21 protein-coding genes are annotated in these 17,886 nt (G+C 65.9%); 14 read left to right on the forward strand and 7 right to left on the reverse strand.

The annotated features are described in order from the left end of the window. Positions 1-229 precede the first annotated feature (229 nt). From MKK62_RS19205 to MKK62_RS19225, 5 genes are all read left to right on the forward strand, one after another. On the forward strand, positions 230-355 hold the full coding sequence (locus tag MKK62_RS19205) for a hypothetical protein (RefSeq protein ID WP_260060442.1): 126 nt from the start codon (positions 230-232) through the stop codon (positions 353-355). After that, the gene (locus MKK62_RS19210) at positions 352-1,401 is read left to right on the forward strand and encodes a polyprenyl synthetase family protein (protein WP_240258344.1); all 1,050 of its coding nucleotides are present in this window, start codon (positions 352-354) and stop codon (positions 1,399-1,401) included. The genes MKK62_RS19205 and MKK62_RS19210 overlap by 4 nt, the downstream gene beginning before the upstream one ends. A gap of 117 nt (positions 1,402-1,518) precedes the next feature. Continuing rightward, complete coding sequence (thyX, locus tag MKK62_RS19215; protein WP_240258343.1) at positions 1,519-2,271, forward strand: FAD-dependent thymidylate synthase; 753 nt, start codon at positions 1,519-1,521, stop codon at positions 2,269-2,271. 70 nt (positions 2,272-2,341) lie between these two features. After that, entirely contained in the window at positions 2,342-3,244 is a 903-nt protein-coding gene (gene dapA / locus MKK62_RS19220) for a 4-hydroxy-tetrahydrodipicolinate synthase (RefSeq protein ID WP_240258342.1), read from the forward strand. Positions 3,245-3,262: 18 nt separating this feature from the next. Next, complete coding sequence (locus MKK62_RS19225; RefSeq protein ID WP_240258341.1) at positions 3,263-4,939, forward strand: ribonuclease J; 1,677 nt, start codon at positions 3,263-3,265, stop codon at positions 4,937-4,939. Here MKK62_RS19225 and MKK62_RS19230 read toward each other — a convergent pair. From MKK62_RS19230 to MKK62_RS19240, 3 genes are all read right to left on the reverse strand, one after another. Next, positions 4,926-5,363: a hypothetical protein gene (locus MKK62_RS19230; protein WP_240258340.1), complete on the reverse strand. Its 438-nt coding sequence runs from the start codon at positions 5,361-5,363 to the stop codon at positions 4,926-4,928. The genes MKK62_RS19225 and MKK62_RS19230 overlap by 14 nt on opposite strands. A 62-nt stretch (positions 5,364-5,425) precedes the next feature. Beyond that, on the reverse strand, positions 5,426-6,256 hold the full coding sequence (locus tag MKK62_RS19235) for a mycofactocin-coupled SDR family oxidoreductase (RefSeq protein ID WP_240258339.1): 831 nt from the start codon (positions 6,254-6,256) through the stop codon (positions 5,426-5,428). Next, a complete protein-coding gene (locus MKK62_RS19240; protein WP_240258338.1) occupies positions 6,256-6,570 on the reverse strand; it encodes a putative quinol monooxygenase in 315 nt (104 codons plus the stop codon). Before MKK62_RS19240 ends, MKK62_RS19235 begins: the two co-directional genes overlap by 1 nt. Before the next feature lie 157 nt (positions 6,571-6,727). Here MKK62_RS19240 and MKK62_RS19245 point away from each other — a divergent pair, with 157 nt between their 5' ends. Then, positions 6,728-9,235, forward strand: a complete 2,508-nt coding sequence (locus MKK62_RS19245; protein WP_240258337.1) for an FtsK/SpoIIIE family DNA translocase — start codon at positions 6,728-6,730, stop codon at positions 9,233-9,235. 36 nt (positions 9,236-9,271) lie between these two features. On the opposite strand, the gene MKK62_RS19250 is transcribed toward MKK62_RS19245, so the two are convergent. Continuing rightward, positions 9,272-9,793 carry an amino-acid N-acetyltransferase gene (locus MKK62_RS19250; protein ID WP_240258336.1) on the reverse strand — a complete coding sequence of 174 codons (522 nt, stop codon included), beginning with the start codon at positions 9,791-9,793 and terminating at the stop codon, positions 9,272-9,274. Positions 9,794-9,904: 111 nt separating this feature from the next. On the opposite strand from MKK62_RS19250, the gene pgsA reads away from it, so the two are divergent. The 5 genes from pgsA (at position 9,905) to pspM (ending at position 13,143) form a co-directional block, all read left to right on the forward strand. Then, positions 9,905-10,501 carry a CDP-diacylglycerol--glycerol-3-phosphate 3-phosphatidyltransferase gene (pgsA, locus tag MKK62_RS19255; protein ID WP_240258335.1) on the forward strand — a complete coding sequence of 199 codons (597 nt, stop codon included), beginning with the start codon at positions 9,905-9,907 and terminating at the stop codon, positions 10,499-10,501. After that, the gene (locus MKK62_RS19260; protein WP_240258334.1) at positions 10,479-10,967 is read left to right on the forward strand and encodes a CinA family protein; all 489 of its coding nucleotides are present in this window, start codon (positions 10,479-10,481) and stop codon (positions 10,965-10,967) included. Before pgsA ends, MKK62_RS19260 begins: the two co-directional genes overlap by 23 nt. A gap of 112 nt (positions 10,968-11,079) precedes the next feature. After that, entirely contained in the window at positions 11,080-11,418 is a 339-nt protein-coding gene (clgR, locus tag MKK62_RS19265) for a transcriptional regulator ClgR (protein ID WP_240258333.1), read from the forward strand. A 64-nt stretch (positions 11,419-11,482) separates the two neighbouring features. Continuing rightward, positions 11,483-12,307, forward strand: a complete 825-nt coding sequence (gene pspA, locus MKK62_RS19270) for a phage shock protein PspA (RefSeq protein ID WP_240258332.1) — start codon at positions 11,483-11,485, stop codon at positions 12,305-12,307. Positions 12,308-12,321: 14 nt separating this feature from the next. Continuing rightward, positions 12,322-13,143 carry a phage shock envelope stress response protein PspM gene (gene pspM / locus MKK62_RS19275; protein WP_240258331.1) on the forward strand — a complete coding sequence of 274 codons (822 nt, stop codon included), beginning with the start codon at positions 12,322-12,324 and terminating at the stop codon, positions 13,141-13,143. Between the two features lie 31 nt (positions 13,144-13,174). Here pspM and MKK62_RS19280 read toward each other — a convergent pair whose 3' ends face one another. Next, on the reverse strand, positions 13,175-13,570 hold the full coding sequence (locus MKK62_RS19280) for a DUF5313 domain-containing protein (protein ID WP_240258330.1): 396 nt from the start codon (positions 13,568-13,570) through the stop codon (positions 13,175-13,177). Continuing rightward, positions 13,567-13,989 carry a limonene-1,2-epoxide hydrolase gene (locus MKK62_RS19285; RefSeq protein ID WP_240258329.1) on the reverse strand — a complete coding sequence of 141 codons (423 nt, stop codon included), beginning with the start codon at positions 13,987-13,989 and terminating at the stop codon, positions 13,567-13,569. Before MKK62_RS19285 ends, MKK62_RS19280 begins: the two co-directional genes overlap by 4 nt. A gap of 119 nt (positions 13,990-14,108) precedes the next feature. On the opposite strand from MKK62_RS19285, the gene MKK62_RS19290 reads away from it, so the two are divergent. Both MKK62_RS19290 and MKK62_RS19295 read left to right on the forward strand, forming a co-directional pair. Then, positions 14,109-15,266: a glycosyltransferase gene (locus MKK62_RS19290; protein ID WP_240258328.1), complete on the forward strand. Its 1,158-nt coding sequence runs from the start codon at positions 14,109-14,111 to the stop codon at positions 15,264-15,266. A 13-nt stretch (positions 15,267-15,279) separates the two neighbouring features. Continuing rightward, complete coding sequence (locus MKK62_RS19295; RefSeq protein WP_240258327.1) at positions 15,280-15,474, forward strand: DUF3046 domain-containing protein; 195 nt, start codon at positions 15,280-15,282, stop codon at positions 15,472-15,474. 111 nt (positions 15,475-15,585) lie between these two features. On the opposite strand, the gene MKK62_RS19300 is transcribed toward MKK62_RS19295, so the two are convergent. Continuing rightward, entirely contained in the window at positions 15,586-16,101 is a 516-nt protein-coding gene (locus MKK62_RS19300; RefSeq protein ID WP_240258326.1) for a hypothetical protein, read from the reverse strand. A gap of 262 nt (positions 16,102-16,363) precedes the next feature. Between MKK62_RS19300 and istA the strand changes: the two genes are divergently transcribed. After that, the gene (gene istA, locus MKK62_RS19305; RefSeq protein ID WP_240258325.1) at positions 16,364-17,881 is read left to right on the forward strand and encodes an IS21 family transposase; all 1,518 of its coding nucleotides are present in this window, start codon (positions 16,364-16,366) and stop codon (positions 17,879-17,881) included. The last annotated feature ends 5 nt before the right edge of the window (positions 17,882-17,886 follow it).

Raw genomic sequence — 17,886 nt, forward strand, 5'->3', positions numbered from 1 at the left:
ATCAGTCAATATGCAACGGGGCACCTCGGCGGGAGCTGTCTCATTGGTGGCAAGCGAGCCCGGTGCGGTATCGACGGAAGTCTGGTTACACAACAGTGGCGCGGAAGATCTGGGGAAGATCCGAATGCATTGCAGTGACTTGACGGCTCATGATGGTGCGGTGATCGCTTCGGCGACGGTGCGATTCGAGCCTGACATGGTGCCTATGGTGGCGCGATCCAGTCGGGGTGTGACCATCGAGATTGACGTTCCCGACGAAGTCAGCGCCGGCACTTACCGGGGAACCCTACTGGCCGACGGATATCCCGACATCTGGCTGCCCGTGACGTTGACCGTGTCGTCGCGAGGCTCATGACCAGCACCGCCGACGATTCCGACCTTGCGACGGTCGAGGACCGGTTGCGTCAGGTCGGCAAGGTCATTCGTCGCTCAATGTTGGGTGCCATACCTGACGGCGAGCCGAGTCAATGGCTGTATGCGCCGATGCGGGAATATCCGTCGCGACCGGGCAAGGCATTGCGTCCGGCGCTGTGCATGTCCGCGGGCCGGGCGTTCGGCGCCGACCCGGACGATCTGCTCGGCATCGCCGTCGCGATCGAGTTGATGCACAACGCGTTCCTCGTGCACGACGACATCGCCGACGGTAGCGAGATGCGGCGCGGCAGGCCAACTTTGGCTGCGACATACGGAGTTGCGGCGGCACTCAATGCGGGCGATGGAGTGGCGATCGTCGCCGGTCAGGTACTACGGCGTGCCACCCGGCGCCTGGACCGAGATCTCGCCGACCTGGTGTGGGCCGAGTTCGACACGATGGCGCTGCGCACGCTGGAAGGGCAGGCTACCGAAGCCGGATGGCAACTCGACGACGTCGTCGACCTTGGCCCGGAGGACTACCTCAACCTCATCATGCACAAGACATGCTGGTACACCACAATTCATCCATTGCGGGTCGGTGCGATCGTCGGGTCGCGCGGGACGGTCGACTTGGGTCCGTTGGTGCGCTTCGGGTTTCACTTCGGCGCCGCCTTCCAGATCCGTGACGACTTGTTGAATCTCGTTGGAGATCAACGGACGTACGGTAAGGAGATCCTTGGGGATCTCTTTGAGGGTAAGCGGACTCTGCCGTTGATGCATCTGGCCAGTGTTGCGTCGGAAGCCGATCGCGCGCTCGTGGGCGACTACTTGCGGCGCACCCGCTCGCAGCGATCACCGGAATTGGTCGCAACCATCCGCCGCCTGATGGACGACTACGGCAGTATCACGTTCACCAGCGAGTACGCCGAGGGCATCCTGCTGGTCGCCGAAGAATATTTCGAGCACGCGTTCGCTGACGCCCAGCCGGGGCCGGATCTGGATTTCCTGCGGGCGCTTGTGCCCTATGTCTGGGCGCGCTGGCGCTGAGCCCGTCGGCCCGCTACTCCTCATCGCTTCGCTCTGCATCGTCGTCGGGCGGGGTTTGATGGCCCGCCTCCTCCTCATCGCTTCGCTCTGCATCGTCGCCCGGCTAGGGTGTTCGCCGTGGCTGAGACCGCGCCGTTGCGTGTGCAACTGATCGCCAAAACCGACTTCGTCGCGCCGCCCGACGTGAACTGGAGCACCGACGCCGACGGCGGACAGGCGCTGACCGAATTCGCCGGCCGGGCCTGTTACCAGAGCTGGTCCAAGCCGAACCCAAGAACCGCGACGAATGCGGGATATCTGCGGCACATCATCGATGTCGGGCACTTCTCGGTGCTCGAGCACGCAAGCGTCTCGTTTTACATCACCGGGATCTCTCGGTCGTGCACCCACGAGTTGATCCGCCACCGGCATTTCTCCTATTCACAACTGTCGCAGCGCTACGTGCCCGAGACCCAGTCGCAGATCGTCGTCCCGCCGGGCATGGAGAACGACGACGAGCTGCGCCAGATCCTCTCCGAGGCCGCCGACGCCAGTCGCGCGACCTACACCGAACTCCTCGGCAAGCTCGAAGCGAAGTTCGCCGACCAGCCCAACGCCGTCCTGCGTCGTAAACAGGCGCGCCAGGCCGCTCGAGCCGTGTTGCCCAACGCCACCGAGACCCGAATCGTCGTAACCGGCAACTACCGCGCCTGGCGGCATTTCATCGCGATGCGGGCCAGCGAACACGCCGACATCGAGATTCGCCGGCTGGCCATCGCATGTCTGCGGCTGCTGGTCGATGTCGCCCCGGCGGTGTTCGGCGACTTCGACATCGCGACGCTGGCCGACGGGACCGAGGTGGCGACCAGTCCACTGGCGACCGAGGCCTGAACAGACAGGGTCTGAGCGCAGGGCGCCGCACCGGCAAACGCGTTTGGTACCGCCAGGTAACCTTGGCTGCGTGAGCACCGGCGGATTCGACGTTTATGCGCGCTTGGGAACGCTGCTGACCGCCATGGTGACGCCGTTCGCCCCGGACGGCTCCCTCGACCTGCCCGCCGCGGCCAAGTTGGCGACCCATTTGGTGGACGCCGGATGCGACGGTCTGGTCGTGTCGGGTACCACCGGCGAGTCGCCGACCACGACCGACGCCGAGAAGCTTGCCCTGTTGGGAGCCGTTCTCGAGGCCGTCGGCGACCGGGCCCGGGTGATTGCCGGCGCAGGCAGTTACGACACCGCGCACAGCGTCCACTTGGCGAAGGCCAGCGCGGCCGAGGGCGCGCACGGTCTGCTCGTCGTCACGCCTTACTACTCGCGGCCACCGCAAGCGGGGTTGCTCGCGCACTTCACCGCGGTCGCCGACGCGACACCGCTGCCGGTGCTGCTCTACGACATTCCGCCCCGCTCGGTGGTGCCGATCGAATACGACACGCTACGGGCGCTGGCCGAGCACCCGAACATCGTCGGTGTCAAAGACGCCAAGGGCGACCTGCACGCCGGCACCCAGCTGATGGCCGACACGGGTCTGGCTTACTACTCCGGCGACGACGCGCTGAATTTGCCCTGGCTGGCCATGGGCGCGACCGGTTTCATCAGCGTGATCTCCCACGTGGCGCCCGGGCAACTGCGAGACCTGTTGACCGCGTTCGCGTCCGGCGACCATGCCACGGCCCGCAAGATCAACGTCGCGATCGCACCGCTGTCTAATGCGATGAGCCGGCTCGGCGGGGTGACGTTCTCCAAGGCCGGCCTTCGGCTGCAGGGCATCGAGGTCGGCGACCCTCGGCTACCGCAGGTGCCCGCGACGGCCGACCAGATCGACGCACTGGCTGCCGACATGCGCGCGGCCTCGGTGCTCCGGTAGCCAAAGGATCGCTTGCAGGTGGAACCAGACCTTCAGCCGCCGGGTCCGTTGACCACGGGTGGTCTGCGGGTGACCGCGCTCGGCGGAATCAGCGAAATCGGCCGCAACATGACCGTTTTCGAGCATTTGGGCCGGCTGCTGATCATCGACTGCGGGGTGATGTTTCCGACCCACGACGAGCCCGGCGTCGACCTCATCCTGCCCGACTTCCGACACATCGAAGACCGGCTCGACGACGTCGAGGCCTTGGTGCTCACCCACGCGCACGAAGACCACATCGGCGCCATCCCATTCCTGCTCAAGCTCCGCCCCGACATTCCAGTCGTCGGATCGAAGTTCACCCTGGCGCTCGTGGCCGCGAAGTGCCGTGAGCACCGGGTCAAGCCGGTGTTCGTCGAAGTGTCCGAGGGCATGCGCACCACCCACGGTGTTTTCGAGTGCGAATACTTCGCTGTCAACCACTCGATCCCCGACGCGCTGGCCATCGCGGTGCGTTCGGGTGCGGGCACCGTCCTGCACACCGGTGATATCAAGCTCGATCAGCTGCCGTTGGACGGCCGTCCCACTGATTTGCCGGGCATGTCGAGGCTCGGTGACGCTGGGGTCGACCTGTTCCTGTGCGATTCGACCAACGCTGAGATCCCCGGTGTCGGGCCGTCGGAGAGCGAGGTCGGGCCGTCGCTGCATCGGCTGATTCGCGGGGCGCAGGGACGGGTGATCGTCGCGTGTTTCGCCTCGAATGTCGATCGCGTGCAACAGATCATCGATGCGTCGGTGGCGCTGGGTCGGCGGGTCTCATTCGTCGGACGTTCCATGGTGCGCAACATGGGCATCGCTCGTGACCTCGGCTTTCTGGAGGTGGACGACTCCGATCTGGTCGACATCGGCGCCGCCGAGCTGATGGCGCCTGAGCAGGTCGTGCTCATCACCACCGGCACACAGGGCGAGCCGATGGCGGCGCTGTCGCGGATGTCGCGCGGCGAGCATCGCAGCATCACGCTGACCGCCGGCGACCTGATCATCTTGTCGTCCTCGTTGATCCCCGGCAACGAAGAAGCGGTCTACGGTGTCATCGACGAACTGGCCAAGATCGGCGCCCGCGTCGTCACCAATCAGCAAGCCCGCGTGCATGTCTCAGGCCATGCCTACTCGGGTGAGTTGCTGTTCCTCTACAACGGGATCCGTCCCCGCAACGTCATGCCAGTCCACGGCACCTGGCGCATGCTACGGGCAAATGCCAAACTCGCCGCCAGCACCGGGGTTCCCGACGAGTCGATTGTGTTGGCCGAGAACGGGGTCAGCGTTGACCTGGTGGGCGGAGCGGTCCGCATCGCCGGTGCCGTGCCGGTCGGCAAGATGTTCGTCGACGGCTTGATCACCGGCGATGTCGGCGACACCACCTTGGGCGAACGACTCATCCTGTCCTCCGGCTTCGTCGCGGTCACGGTGGTGATTCGTCGGGAGACAGGGCGACCGGCGGCGTCGCCGCACCTGCACTCCCGCGGCTTTTCCGAGGACCCCAAGGCACTTGAGCCCGCTGTCCGCCTGGTCGAGGCGGAGTTGGAATCGCTTGTAGCCCAACACGTCACAGATCCGGCGCGGATCGCTCAGGCCGTTCGTCGCACGGTCGGCAAATGGGTGGGGGAGACTTACCGCCGACAGCCGATGATCGTGCCGACCGTCATCGAAATCTGACCCCGGAGTCGATCGAACCCATCGCTTCGACGATGTGGCCGAACAACATTCCGACGAATGCGGCCACTTGACTGCGCGCCAGAATCAGCTGCTGTCGCAGAGGCGGCGCTGCGGCGAAGTCACCACCAGCCATCTGGTCCAGCAGCGCGATTCCGCCGGAGTACTGATTTCGGAGTTCGGAAACTCGCTGACGAAGCGACCCCACCGCATGCAGACCGCCTGGCGCGACGTTGAACACCGACAGCAGCCGGTCGACGTAGAGGATCACGCCAAATTTGTCCGGCTCGTCTCGCGGGCCAAGATCCAAACGGCGGGCCACGGCATCGAGCACGGCCACCTGATGCCGTGACAAGTACCGGTACGGCGGCTCCCCACAAGCCGCCGGCGTTATGCCCCCAAGCGGGACAGCTTCGTTGCTGACCACGTGTTGAGTATGGCCCGCCGACGACGGTGAAGTGGGAACACGCACGTCGCGGCGTGTCGGGCTTACTTGTTCAGAAAACCCGCATCGACGGGAAGGGTGACGCCGGTGACGTAACGGGCTTGGTCGGACACCAGCCACGCCACGGCGTTGGCGATGTCTTCGGGGTCCAGCGTCTCCACCGGCATGGCATTGCCCATGGCGCCCGGTGTTTCCGTCGCCGCGGCCATCTTGGCCAGCCACTCGCGCGTGAACTCGTTGTTGATCATCGGCGTCTCGACACCGGAGGGGTGAATCGAATTCACCCGGATATTCTGCCGTGCAAGCAAATTCGCGTAGATCCGCATCAGCCCGACGACGCCGTGCTTTGCGGCGGCGTACCCGACCGAGCCTGGGTCGGGGCTGCCGACTCCGGCCAGGCCGGCCGAGGAACTGATCAACACAATCGATCCGCCGGTGTTCTGCTTGACCATTGTCGGGATCGAGACCTTGATGGTGTTGTACACGCCGGTGAGGTTGACGTCGATGACGTCGTTCCAGCCGTCGTCACCGGACTGCATAGGCGCGATGCCGGCGTTGGCCACCACGATGTCGAGGCGGCCGAATTCGTCGAGGCCTTGCTGCAAAGCGGAAGACAACGACGACCGGTCCCGAACGTCGCCGCGAGCGGCCACGATCCGGGATCCGGTGTCCTCGACCAGCTTGACGGTGGCCGCTAGGTCGTCCGGAGTCGCCAGCGGATAGGGGACGCTGGCGATCTGATCGCACAGATCGACGGCGATGATGTCGGCGCCGTCGGCGGCCAGCCGCACGGCGTGTGCCCGCCCCTGGCCGCGGGCCGCCCCCGTGATGAAGGCGACTTTGCCCGCCAGCGGTCCGTCGGATGTCGCGACCATCAGTGGCGCAGAATTCCTTGCTCCACGCTGCCTGCCGGAATGGGCTGAAGCATCTTGATGTCCGGCGCGCCGTCCAAATGTTCGCCTATCGCGCCGAACATCTTGCCGACTGCCGGCGCGGTGCTGTGCGTCTTGAGGGCCTCCTCGTCGGCCCATTGCTCGACGAAGACGAACGTCTCGCCGGTTTGGTGCAAGGAGTACAGCTGGCAACCCGGTTCGTGGTGAACCTCCTCCACCGATTCGGTGAGGATTTTGCGGGCCGCGTCGACCGATTCGGGTTTGACGGTCAAGGTGGCGACAACAACAACGGGCATTCGGGCCTCCTGCAGGCTTCTGAGCAGCGAGTTGCTACGTGACGCATGTCACCCTACTCAGGCGATTCGGCCGCTGAACCGGTGGTTGGACGGTAACGGCTGCGTAACGAGTGTGGCGGATGGTGCAGATGGTGTTCTTGCGATTAGGCTTGCCGGTATGGCAAGTAAGACTGTCGCGCGGTCCGGGGGTCGAACGGGCAGGTCAAAGGCGGCTCCGCGGGGCGGTTCCCGGTCAGCACAACCCCGGAAGAAGCCGACTCGGCGACCCTCCTCGGCCGCGCGACGGCCGGCCAGAAGGCAACAGAGCGGTGTGCTCGCCGCCGCCGGCCTGACCGCCGGGCGCGCCATCCGCGCGACGTGGCTGATGCTGGCGAAGGGGACCGGAAGCACCGCTCGGTCAGTGGGCCGGGCTCGCGACATCGATCCGGGTCACCGCCGCGATGGCATCGCCCTGGCGCTCTTGGGCGTCGCAGTCATCATCGCCGCGAGTTCGTGGTTTGACGCCGCTCGTCCGGTGGGCGCATGGGTCGACTCCGGAGTGCGGATCTTCATCGGGTCGGCCGTGGTCGTGTTGCCGTTGGTGATGGCGGCGGTGGCGCTGTTGCTGATGCGCACCGAGCCGAACCCTGAGGCGCGGCCGCGGTTGGTACTCGGTGCAACGATGGTGGCGCTACCGGTGCTGGGCCTCTGGCACTTGTGGGCGGGTTCGCCGGACTCTCCGGTCGGGCGCGCGCACGCCGCGGGATTCTTCGGCTTCGCGATCGGGGGACCGCTCTCGGAGGGGCTGACCGCATGGATCAGCGCGCCGCTGCTGTTCATCGGGGCGCTGTTCGGCCTGCTGTTGTTGACTGGCACCACCATTCGCGAGCTGCCCGACACACTGCGATCGATGTTCGGCACCCGGATGTTCGACTACCGCGACGGCGACAGCGACTACTACGACGAACCCGACGACGTTGTCGCGGAGGACTTTTCGGACGGTTATTACGACGAACCATCGGCCTACGACGATGCCGAGGCGGCGCAGGCCTGGCCGTCCAGCGCCGAACCTGTTGAGCCGGACGACAGCCCGACCGTCCCGGAGCCCGCAGTGTCACGCAGCCGCAAGAAGGAGCCCAAAGCCGCTGCGAAACAGGACGCTATGGTGCTCGATCGGGTGGTCGACGGCCCGTACACGCTGCCGTCGCTGAACCTATTGGTCGCGGGAGACCCGCCGAAAAAGCGCAGCGCCGCGAACGACCAGATGGCCGACGCGATTTCGTCGGTGCTGCAGCAGTTCAAGGTGGATGCCGCGGTCACCGGATGCACCCGCGGACCGACAGTCACACGCTACGAAGTCGAACTCGGGCCCGGCGTGAAGGTGGAGAAGATCACCGCGCTGCAGAAGAACATCGCCTACGCGGTCGCCACCGAGAGCGTCCGGATGCTGGCGCCGATCCCCGGCAAGTCCGCCGTCGGCATCGAGGTGCCCAACACCGACCGCGAAATGGTGCGGCTGGCCGACGTTCTCACCGCGCCGTCGACCCGTCGCGACCACCACCCGCTGGTCATCGGACTGGGCAAGGACATCGAGGGCGACTTCATATCGGCCAATCTGGCGAAGATGCCGCACCTGCTGGTCGCCGGGTCCACCGGTTCCGGTAAGTCGAGCTTCGTCAACTCGATGCTGGTGTCGCTGCTGGCCCGCGCCACACCGGAGGAGGTCAGGATGATCCTGATCGACCCCAAGATGGTGGAACTGACGCCGTATGAAGGCATTCCGCATCTGATCACGCCGATCATCACCCAACCCAAGAAGGCCGCTGCTGCGCTGGCGTGGCTGGTCGAGGAGATGGAGCAGCGCTACCAGGACATGCAGGCGTCCCGTGTGCGCCACATCGACGACTTCAACGCCAAGGTGCGCAGCGGCGAAATCACCGCGCCGCTGGGCAGCCAACGCGAGTACCGCCCGTACCCGTACGTGGTGGCGATCGTCGACGAACTGGCCGACCTGATGATGACCGCGCCGCGCGACGTCGAGGACGCCATCGTGCGAATCACCCAAAAGGCTCGCGCCGCAGGCATTCACCTGGTGCTGGCCACCCAGCGGCCCTCGGTCGACGTGGTGACCGGTTTGATCAAGACCAACGTGCCGTCGCGACTGGCGTTCGCCACGTCGTCGCTGACCGACAGCCGAGTGATCCTGGACCAGGCCGGTGCCGAGAAGCTGATCGGCATGGGTGACGGCCTGTTCCTGCCGATGGGTGCGAGCAAGCCGCTGCGCCTGCAGGGTGCCTACATCACCGACGAGGAGATCCACGCCGTCGTCACCGCTTGCAAAGACCAGGCCGAGCCGGAGTACACCGAAGGCGTCACTGCGGCAAAGCCCAGCGGCGAGCGCAAGGACGTCGACCCCGACATCGGCGACGACATGGATGTGTTCCTGCAAGCGGTTGAGTTGGTGGTCTCTTCGCAGTTCGGGTCGACGTCGATGCTGCAGCGCAAGCTGCGGGTCGGGTTCGCCAAGGCGGGCCGCTTGATGGATCTGATGGAAACCCGCGAGATCGTCGGTCCCAGTGAAGGTTCCAAGGCGCGCGAGGTGTTGGTCAAGCCTGAGGACCTGGCCGGCACACTGATGTTGATCCGTGGCGGCTCAGGCGCCGACGGCTCGGACGACGACGACTGAGCGCGTTCGAGTGTGCGGCCAGCCGCACGCACGCCGTCACAGCACCAGCAGCATCCGGGAGTTGCCGAGAGTGTTCGGCTTGACGTAGCTGAGGTCGAGAAATTCGGCGACGCCGATGTCGTAGGAGCGGCGCATCTCCTCGAACACCTCCGGCGTCACCGGCGTGCCTTCGATCTCGGTGAAGCCGTGCCGGCCGAAGAACTCGGTCTCAAAAGTCAGCACGAAGAGCCGCTGCAAATCCAGCTCGCGCGCCACGCGCAAAAGCTGGTCCACGATGGCGTGGCCGATGCCGCGTCCGGTCACCGACGGGTCGACCGCCACCGTGCGGACCTCGCCCAAGTCGGCCCACAGCACGTGGAGAGCGCCACAGCCGACCACCACGCCATGCTGCTCGGCCACCCAGAACTCCTGCACGGATTCGTACAGCGTCACCAGGTTCTTCTCGAGCAGGATCTTGCCGGCGTAAGTGTCGACCAGATGCTTGATCGACGGCACGTCCGATGTGCGCGCGCGCCGGATCGTCGGCCCGTCGGCCGGTGGTCCGGTGGCTGCGCTCACGAACTGGAGAGTATCGGTTACGCGCCGCCCGGCGACGATGGAGAGCGCGTGGCGCGATGAGGAGGAGCGGGCTATAGGCCTGAGCCAGCCGGTAACCGATATTCTGTTGCCGTGTCGGGGCAGCCTCAGTCAGGTCCGGTAGTCCCGCGTGTTCGGGTCACCAACCTCGCCAACGTATTGACGTTGTTGCGCCTGGTGTTGGTGCCGGTCTTCCTGTTGGCGTTGTTCGCCGGAAATGGACACGAAACCCCCAGCCGCATCATCGCTTTCGTGGTGTTCGCCGTGGCGGTCATCACCGACCGCTTCGACGGCGCGCTGGCGCGCAACTACGGCATGGTGACCGAGTTCGGCACGATGGCCGACCCGATCGCGGACAAGACGCTGATCGGCGCGGCGTTGATCGGGCTGTCGATGCTCGGCGACCTGCACTGGTGGGTGACCGGGGTCATTCTGGCCCGCGAGGTCGGCGTCACCGTGTTGCGCTTCGTGATGCTGCGTCACGGCGTCATCCCTGCCAGCCGCGGCGGCAAGCTCAAGACCCTAGTGCAGGCCGTCGCGATCGGACTCTTCGTGTTGCCGGTATCTGGGCTTTGGCTGAAAGTGGCCTGGGTAATGATGGCCGCCGCGATCGTGTTGACCTTGCTGACCGGACTGGACTACGTCGTCTCGGCCGTAAGGGATTCCCGTGGACGACCCGCTGCTGACTGACGATGCGCGTGCGCTGGTCGCCGATCTGACCGTGCGCAAGCAGAGCATCGCGACGGCCGAGTCGTTGACCGCCGGGCTGCTCGCGGCGACGCTGGCCGGCGTGCCGGGAGCCAGTGAAGTTCTGCGCGGCGGCTTGGTCACCTACACCGAGCACACCAAGATCTCGCTGGCCGGCGTCGCGCCGCAGATCCTCGACGAGGTTGGACCGGTCGCGGCGCCCACCGCGCGGGCACTGGCCGTCGGCGCACGTCAACGCTGTGAATCGACCTGGGGCGTGGGGTTGACCGGTGTCGCGGGCCCGGAGCCGCACGGCGGGCACGAGGTGGGCACGGTCTTCCTGGGCCTGGCCGGTCCGGTCGACACCGAGGTGGTCGAGCTGCATTTGTCCGGGACACGCTGGGACATCCGGCTCGCTGCGGTGCGGCAGTCGATCAGCCGGCTGCGGGCGCTCGTCGCGGCTGCCTGAGCAGGCACGAATCGCCACCGCTCGATTAAGTCTCTGTCGGGGAACCAATGGCCGAGCCGCGCGCGTTGACCGTTAGAACACCCAAGATGACCCGACGTGAGAGGAGAGCGTGATGCCGTCATTGCTGCGCGAGGTTCTCGGCGACGTATTGCGGCAAGCCCGCATCACGCAAGGCCGAACACTGCGTCAGGTCTCCGACAGCGCGCGGGTGAGCCTGGGATATCTCTCCGAGGTCGAGCGCGGTCGCAAAGAAGCATCGAGCGAGCTGCTCAGCGCGATCTGTGACGCGCTGGACGTACCTCTGTCGCGCTTGTTGATCGACGCCAGCGAACAGTTGGCCGTCGAGGAGTTCGCGTCCGAGCCGGCCAAGGCCGACTCGCCGACTGCGGCCAACATCGACGCCAGCACCAAGGTCGTCATCCCGCCGGTCGCTTCTCTGGCTATCGCCTAGCCCAGGGTCGAGACGATAGGTTGACCCTGACGGCAACATCGACACACGAAGGCGGAGCTCACAGATGGCCAATCCGTTCGTCAAGGCGTGGAAGTACGTCATGGCGCTGTTCAACTCGAAGATCGACGAGTACGCCGACCCCAAGGTGCAGATCCAGCAGGCCATCGAGGAAGCGCAGCGCCAGCACCAGGCGCTGACCCAGCAGGCCGCGCAGGTGATCGGCAACCAGCGTCAACTCGAGATGCGACTGAACCGCCAGCTCGCCGACATCGAAAAGCTGCAGGTCAACGTCCGTCAGGCGGTGACGCTTGCCGACCAGGCATCCGCCGCCGGCGACGCCGCCAAAGCCACCGAGTACAACAACGCCGCCGAGGCGTTCGCCGCGCAACTGGTGACCGCCGAACAAAGTGTGGAAGACCTCAAGGTGCTGCATGACCAGGCGCTCGGTGCCGCGGCGCAGGCCAAGAAGGCTGTCGAGCAAAACGCCATGGTGCTGCAGCAGAAAATCGCCGAGCGCACCAAGCTGTTCAGCCAGCTCGAGCAAGCCAAGATGCAAGAGCAGGTCAGCAAATCACTTCGGTCGATGAGTGAGATCGCCGCGCCGGGCACCACGCCCAACCTCGACGAAGTTCGGGACAAGATCGAGCGCCGGTACGCCAACGCGCTGGGCCAGGCCGAGCTCGCCCAGAATTCGGTGCAGGGCCGAATGCTCGAGGTCGAGCAGGCCGGTGTGGAAATGGCCGGCCACTCCCGCCTCGAGCAGATCCGGGCGTCGATGCGCGGTGAAGCCTTACCGACCGGCGGAACGACGACTGGCCCGACCGCCGATCCGGGGACCCCGGCGGCCGCACCCCAGTCCGCGCCGGCCGAGAAACCCCTGGGCCAGTAGGAGACAATCGGGCGATGGCAGTGCAGTCGGGGCGCAGCGGGATATGGCGGACGCTGCTGCTGCGCGGCCTCGACACCGTGAGTGACGTCTCCGAGTTGGTGTTGCAAAAGATCAGCGCCGCCACCGATCCCCGAGAGCGACAACTGCGGCGCCGCCGACGCGCTTTGCGCTGGGGTCTGATCTTCTCCGCCGGCACCGTGTTCTGGGGTGTGGTCACTGCGATCCTGGCGGCGTGGGGATGGTTCGCGCTACTGCTCGAGATCACCGGCGGGGTTGCCGTCGGGCAGGCGATGATCGCGACTTTGCTGCTGATCCGCTATCACTGGTTGAAGACTGACCCACTACCACCGCAGCGGGCCACCAGCATCCGTCGTCTTCCACCTCCGAGTTCGGCGGCGCGGCCGGCAATGTATGCGCTGGGCGCCTCAGAGCGAGGATTCTTCTCGTTGCTCGGCGTCATGGAGCGCGGCAGCTTGTTGCCCGACAACGAGATTCGCGACCTGAGTGCGGCGGCCAAGAAAAGCTCGGCTGCGATGGCGGCCACCGCCGCCGAGGTGATGTCGATGGAACGGGCCGCGAACGGCACGCCGCAATCACGCTCCTACTTGGCGCCCACGATCAACGCGTTCACTGCGCAACTGAGCGCAGGCGTGCGCCAGTACAACGAAATGGTTACTGCCGCAGCGCAATTAGTGTCGTCGGCGAGTGCAGACCGTGGGGCCGCATTGCTGGCGTCACGACAGCGCTACCGGGACGAACTGGCCGGGGCCACAGATCGTTTGATCGGCTGGTCGCAGGCGTTCGACGAGCTCGGCGGCCTTCCGCGCCACGCCTAGTCGCGCCGCGAGGTCCGCTGAAAGTGATCGACTATTCGCGAGGACCGTAGCGCTCGATGTAGGACTGACGCATCTGTTCCTCACGCTTACTGCGGTGCGCATCAACAAGATTCGGGTCGAGCCCGTGTACCTGGAGCATGTGCCGACGCCACACCTTGTTCAGCGCGTGCGAGAAGTACACGAACGGAATCAGGATCGGCAGCGTCATGCTCAGATGCACGTCGAGCGTCGTCGGGATCAGCCAGAACGGGGCGAGCACCAGCACCGCCGGAACGGCGACCCGCCGCATCATCCGGCCCGTCGCGCCTTTGCCAGCCAGGTCGTTGCGTACCCAGTCGCGCATCGAGTCGGGCAAGCGCCCGCCGCAGCAGTAGCGGAGGAACTGAACAAAGTTGGGCCGTGCGCGGTTTTTGTCGGACGTCGTCACAACGACGCCCGAAGCGACGGGACGACCAGGCCGGCGATGCCGCGCAGGGTCGCTTTGAACATGTCGAAGAAGTCGAAATAGTCCCGCCATAACGTGATCTGTCCGTCGTGGACCTCGAAAACGCCGCACACCCAGAATTGCAGGCGCAGCGGGCCGAAGATCAGCGCGTCGGTGCGCTCGGTGAGCACCGCGGCGCCGTCGGCGGCGATCCGATGGATCTTCACCTCGAAGGCGCTGGCGCCGCCCAGCGAACTGAATAGCTTCATCGCGCGGCGGCGGCCGTGAATCGTTGGAAGGCCGACGTTCTGGTACACCAGATCTTCGGCGAGCGCGCCGCCTGCAGTGTCGAGATCGGCGTCCTGCAGCGCATGCAGGAAGACCTCGACAGTGCGGGTGTTCTCGAGAGTCTGCTCGGTCATGATCCACAGCCTAGGTGAGACGAGCCGCGTTGATTCTGCGTCCATGGGCGGAAAAATGCGAGTAGCTCACGCCACGGACGCAGAGTCAACGCCCGAACCCGCTATGGCAGGGTAGTGCGATGCGCGTGGCGGTGGTGGCTGGGCCGGACCCCGGCCATTCGTTCCCGGCGATCGCGTTGTGCCAGCGGTTTCTGGCGGCTGGGGACGTGCCGACGCTACTGACCGGCGTCGAATGGCTGGAGACCGCTCGTGCCGCCGGTGTCGACGCCGTCGAACTGGCCGGGCTGGACCCAACCCAGGACGACGACGACGGCGATGCCGGGGCCAAGATCCATCAGCGCGCGGCTCGGATGGCCGTGCTGAATCGCCCGCAGTTGCAGGCAATGGGGCTGGATCTGGTGGTGTCCGATGTGATCACCGCCTGCGGCGGGATGGCGGCCGAGCTGCTGGGAATCCCGTGGATCGAACTCGACCCGCACCCGCTGTACCGGCCGTCGAAGGGGCTGCCGCCGGTCGGCAGTGGACTGGCGCCCGGTACCGGAATCAGTGGTCGGCTACGCGACGCCACAATGCGCGCGTTGACCGCGCGGTCGTTACGGGTTGGCGACCGCCAACGCCGACAGGTTCGTGTTGAAATCGGTTTGCCCGCAAACGATCCCGGACCTTTGCGGATGCTGATCGCAACGCTACCAGCCTTGGAGGTGCCACGCCCGGACTGGCCGGCCGAAGCCGTCGTGGTCGGGCCGCTGCACTTCGAGCCGACCGAGCGGACATTGCCGATCCCGGCGGGTTCTGGCCCGGTCGTGGTGGTCGCGCCGTCGACGGCGACGACCGGTACCGCCGGAATGGCCGAGACGGCGCTGGCCGGCCTGGCGCCCCTCGGCGTGCGGCTGGTGGTGTCGCGGCTCGATGGTCCGGAGCTGAATTTGCCGCCCTGGGCGGTGGCCGGGCTGGGCAGGCAAGACGACCTGCTCGCCCACGCCGACCTGATGGTCTGCGGTGGGGGCCACGGCATCGTGGCCAAGACCCTGCTGGCCGGGGTGCCGCTGGTGGTGGTTCCCGGTGGCGGTGACCAATGGGAGATCGCCAACCGGGTGGTGCGCCAAGGCAGCGGGCGCCTGGTGCGGCCGTTGACCGGTGAAGCACTCGCCGGCGCTGTTGCCGATGTCCTGGCGGCGCCGGGTTATCGCGCCGCCGCGCAACGCGCCGCGGCCGGCGCCGCCGACGTGGCGGACCCGGTGCAGGTGTGCCATCAGGCACTGGCACTCGCCGGATAGGTAACTTGGCGGGGTGCGTCTCACAGAATTCAACGAGCGGATCACCCTGCGATTCGGCGCCACGTACGGCGCCTCGGTGTTGGCTGACCACGTGTTGAGCGGTTTCGACGGACGCACCGCCGCGCAGGCGATCGAGGACGGGGTGGAGCCGCGCGACGTGTGGCGGGCGCTGTGCGTTGACTTCGACGTACCCCGCGACCAGTGGTGAAAGCCTGCAAGTCGTTTGGCAGGACAAGCCTCTCGAGACTGGCGGCAGAGCTCCCGCTCGAGCCCTGGCCGAAACCGGCTATCGCGTTAGCCGGTTGCAGGGCGGCGCGTTTCAGGGGATGACGAACCCCGCGGGCGTGTCGACCAATACCGCGATGGCGTCAAACGTGGTGGGAATGTTGATGTCCCCGAACGGCGTGGTGAGTATGTCGGTGATGGTGTTCGGGGAACCCGCGGTCCCGGCGATGTCGGCGTATTCATTCGAGAATCCGCCACCAAAGTTGGTGAAGTCGAACACCGATCCAGTGGGCACCGTCAGGCCGCCAAGTTGGTTGCCGGTGTCGAGAATTAGCTCGTTGGAGTAGCCCCAGCTCGTCGTTACGCTTTCGAACTGGCCGGTGAAGGTCCCCAGCGTTTCGACGGGATTGCCCTGGTTGGCGGCAAAAACGTCGGTCCCCACAACGGTTTGATAGAAGGGGACAACCCCGGTTTCAGAGGTGATCACTGGCGTACCGTCGTATGTCTCTATCGAGTACTGGTCGTCAGCGAAGGCGACGGCCATCGGCAGAAACGCGGCAGCGAGCAGTCCTGCGGAGAACGCGCCGATGGTGAGCGAGATACGAGTCATGACTGGCCTTCCGGGGATGGGAACTGCGATTCGTCCGTTCGTCGTGTGTCGGCGGACATGAAAAACTGCCCACTGGCGGACATGAAAGTGCCCGTTCGCGGCCAATAAGAACTGCCCACCGGCGGATACGAAAGTGCCCGCAGGCGGCCATGAATCTGCCCAGACCTACTTGATGTCGTTCGGCGCGTCTGCGCTGGGGCGGCCTCTCCTGCGGTTTCGATGTCGATGCCTAGTCGACCCGACAACCCCAGGAGAGACCTACTTGAAGTCTGACGGAGAACTCATGGAAATACTCAATGCCTACGACCTGACCGGGTCCTACCGCGCCGCGGCCGAGCTGTGTGGGTGCTCGCACCACACCGTGAAGAAAGCGGTCGAGGATCGCAACGCTGGGCTGCCCCCGGCCACGCGGCGGGCCCGGATGATCGATGATTGGCGCGACCTGCTGGAAACCTGGGTCGCTGATTCGAAGGGCAAGATCCGCGGCGACAAAGCCCACGACAAGCTGGTGGCGTTGGGCTACACCGGCACCGACCGCACCACCCGCCGTTCGTTGGCGGAGATCAAAGCGCAATGGCGCCTTGGCAATACACGCGTGCACCGGCCCTGGATCACCGAGCCAGGACTGTGGCTACAGTACGACTTCGCCGACGGCCCCCTTGTCGCCGGCCGCAAGATCGTGCTGCTCGTGGCGTGGCTGGCGTGGAGCCGCTACCGCGTCGTGGTGGCTTTGCGGGACCGCACCGCACCCAGTGTCTTCGCCGGCCTGGACCGCATCTTTCGCATCGTCGGTGGTGCTCCGACCTACCTGCTCACCGACAACGAGAAGACCGTCACCACTGGACACATCGCCGGAGTTCCGGTCCGCAACCGGGCCGCGGTCACCTTCGGCCGCTACTACGGCCTTTCGGTGCTGACGTGTGAACCCGCCGACCCAGCCACCAAGGGTGGGGTGGAGAACGCGGTGAAGCTCGCCAAAGCCGACATCGTGCCTACTGAGACCAACCTCCTGCCGCAGTACGACTCGTTCGCCGACGTCGAAGCCGCATGCGCCGGTTTCACCACCGAGATCAACGCCCGCGTGCACCGGATCACGGGACGCCGGCCGGCCGAGATGCTCATTCAGGAACGCCCGGCCCTGCACGCGGTTCCTGACCTGCCCCACACCGCCGCGTTGGGGGTGACCCGCCGGGTTCCCGACAACACCCCGATGGTCACCTTCGACCACTGCCAATACTCGCTGCCCGCAACTCTTCTGGGCCAGACAGTGTGGATCCGTGACCACGACGGCACCGATGAGGTGGTGATCTGCGCTCTTGATGGCGGCGGCCCGGTGGAGGTGGCGCGGCATCGCCGCGCCGCCCCCGGTAGTCCCGCCATCAACGATGACCACTTCCCTGAGCATCGGGACAAGGTGCCCGGTGATTACCGGGTGCGGGCCCGCACTGTCAGTGAGCAGACCTTCCTGGCGCTGGGGCCGGGTGCGGCGGTGTGGCTCAAAGAAGCCGCCGCCGTCGGCACCGAACGGATCCTGCAGAAGATGGCCCACGCGGTGGAACTGTCGGCGTTAACCGGCCGCGCCGATGTCGACTGGGCGCTCGGGCATGCTGGCGTGCACGGTCGCTTCGCCACCGGTGACCTTGATTCCATCCTCGCCAGCAAGGGCATGGACACCACTCGCCGCGGCGCCGACGAAGACACCTCCCTGGCGCAAGGAACCAGTGGGTGGAACTTATTCGGCCGCAACGTTATCGACGCTGACGAGGCAGGCATCGCGTGACTACC

The sequence above is a fragment of the Mycobacterium paraterrae genome, from assembly GCF_022430545.2.
Taxonomy (GTDB): Bacteria; Actinomycetota; Actinomycetes; order Mycobacteriales; family Mycobacteriaceae; genus Mycobacterium; species Mycobacterium paraterrae.

Coding starts and splice junctions, on each gene's coding strand:
- MKK62_RS19210 (WP_240258344.1), top strand. CDS start 352: ATGACCAGCACCGCCGACGATTCCGACCTTGCGACGGTCGAGGACCGG.
- MKK62_RS19240 (WP_240258338.1), bottom strand. CDS start 6,570: ATGCCCGTTGTTGTTGTCGCCACCTTGACCGTCAAACCCGAATCGGTC.
- MKK62_RS19290 (WP_240258328.1), top strand. CDS start 14,109: ATGCGCGTGGCGGTGGTGGCTGGGCCGGACCCCGGCCATTCGTTCCCG.
- MKK62_RS19300 (WP_240258326.1), bottom strand. CDS start 16,101: ATGACTCGTATCTCGCTCACCATCGGCGCGTTCTCCGCAGGACTGCTC.
- MKK62_RS19285 (WP_240258329.1), bottom strand. CDS start 13,989: ATGACCGAGCAGACTCTCGAGAACACCCGCACTGTCGAGGTCTTCCTG.
- MKK62_RS19235 (WP_240258339.1), bottom strand. CDS start 6,256: ATGGTCGCGACATCCGACGGACCGCTGGCGGGCAAAGTCGCCTTCATC.
- MKK62_RS19245 (WP_240258337.1), top strand. CDS start 6,728: ATGGCAAGTAAGACTGTCGCGCGGTCCGGGGGTCGAACGGGCAGGTCA.
- clgR (WP_240258333.1), top strand. CDS start 11,080: ATGCCGTCATTGCTGCGCGAGGTTCTCGGCGACGTATTGCGGCAAGCC.
- pspA (WP_240258332.1), top strand. CDS start 11,483: ATGGCCAATCCGTTCGTCAAGGCGTGGAAGTACGTCATGGCGCTGTTC.
- pspM (WP_240258331.1), top strand. CDS start 12,322: ATGGCAGTGCAGTCGGGGCGCAGCGGGATATGGCGGACGCTGCTGCTG.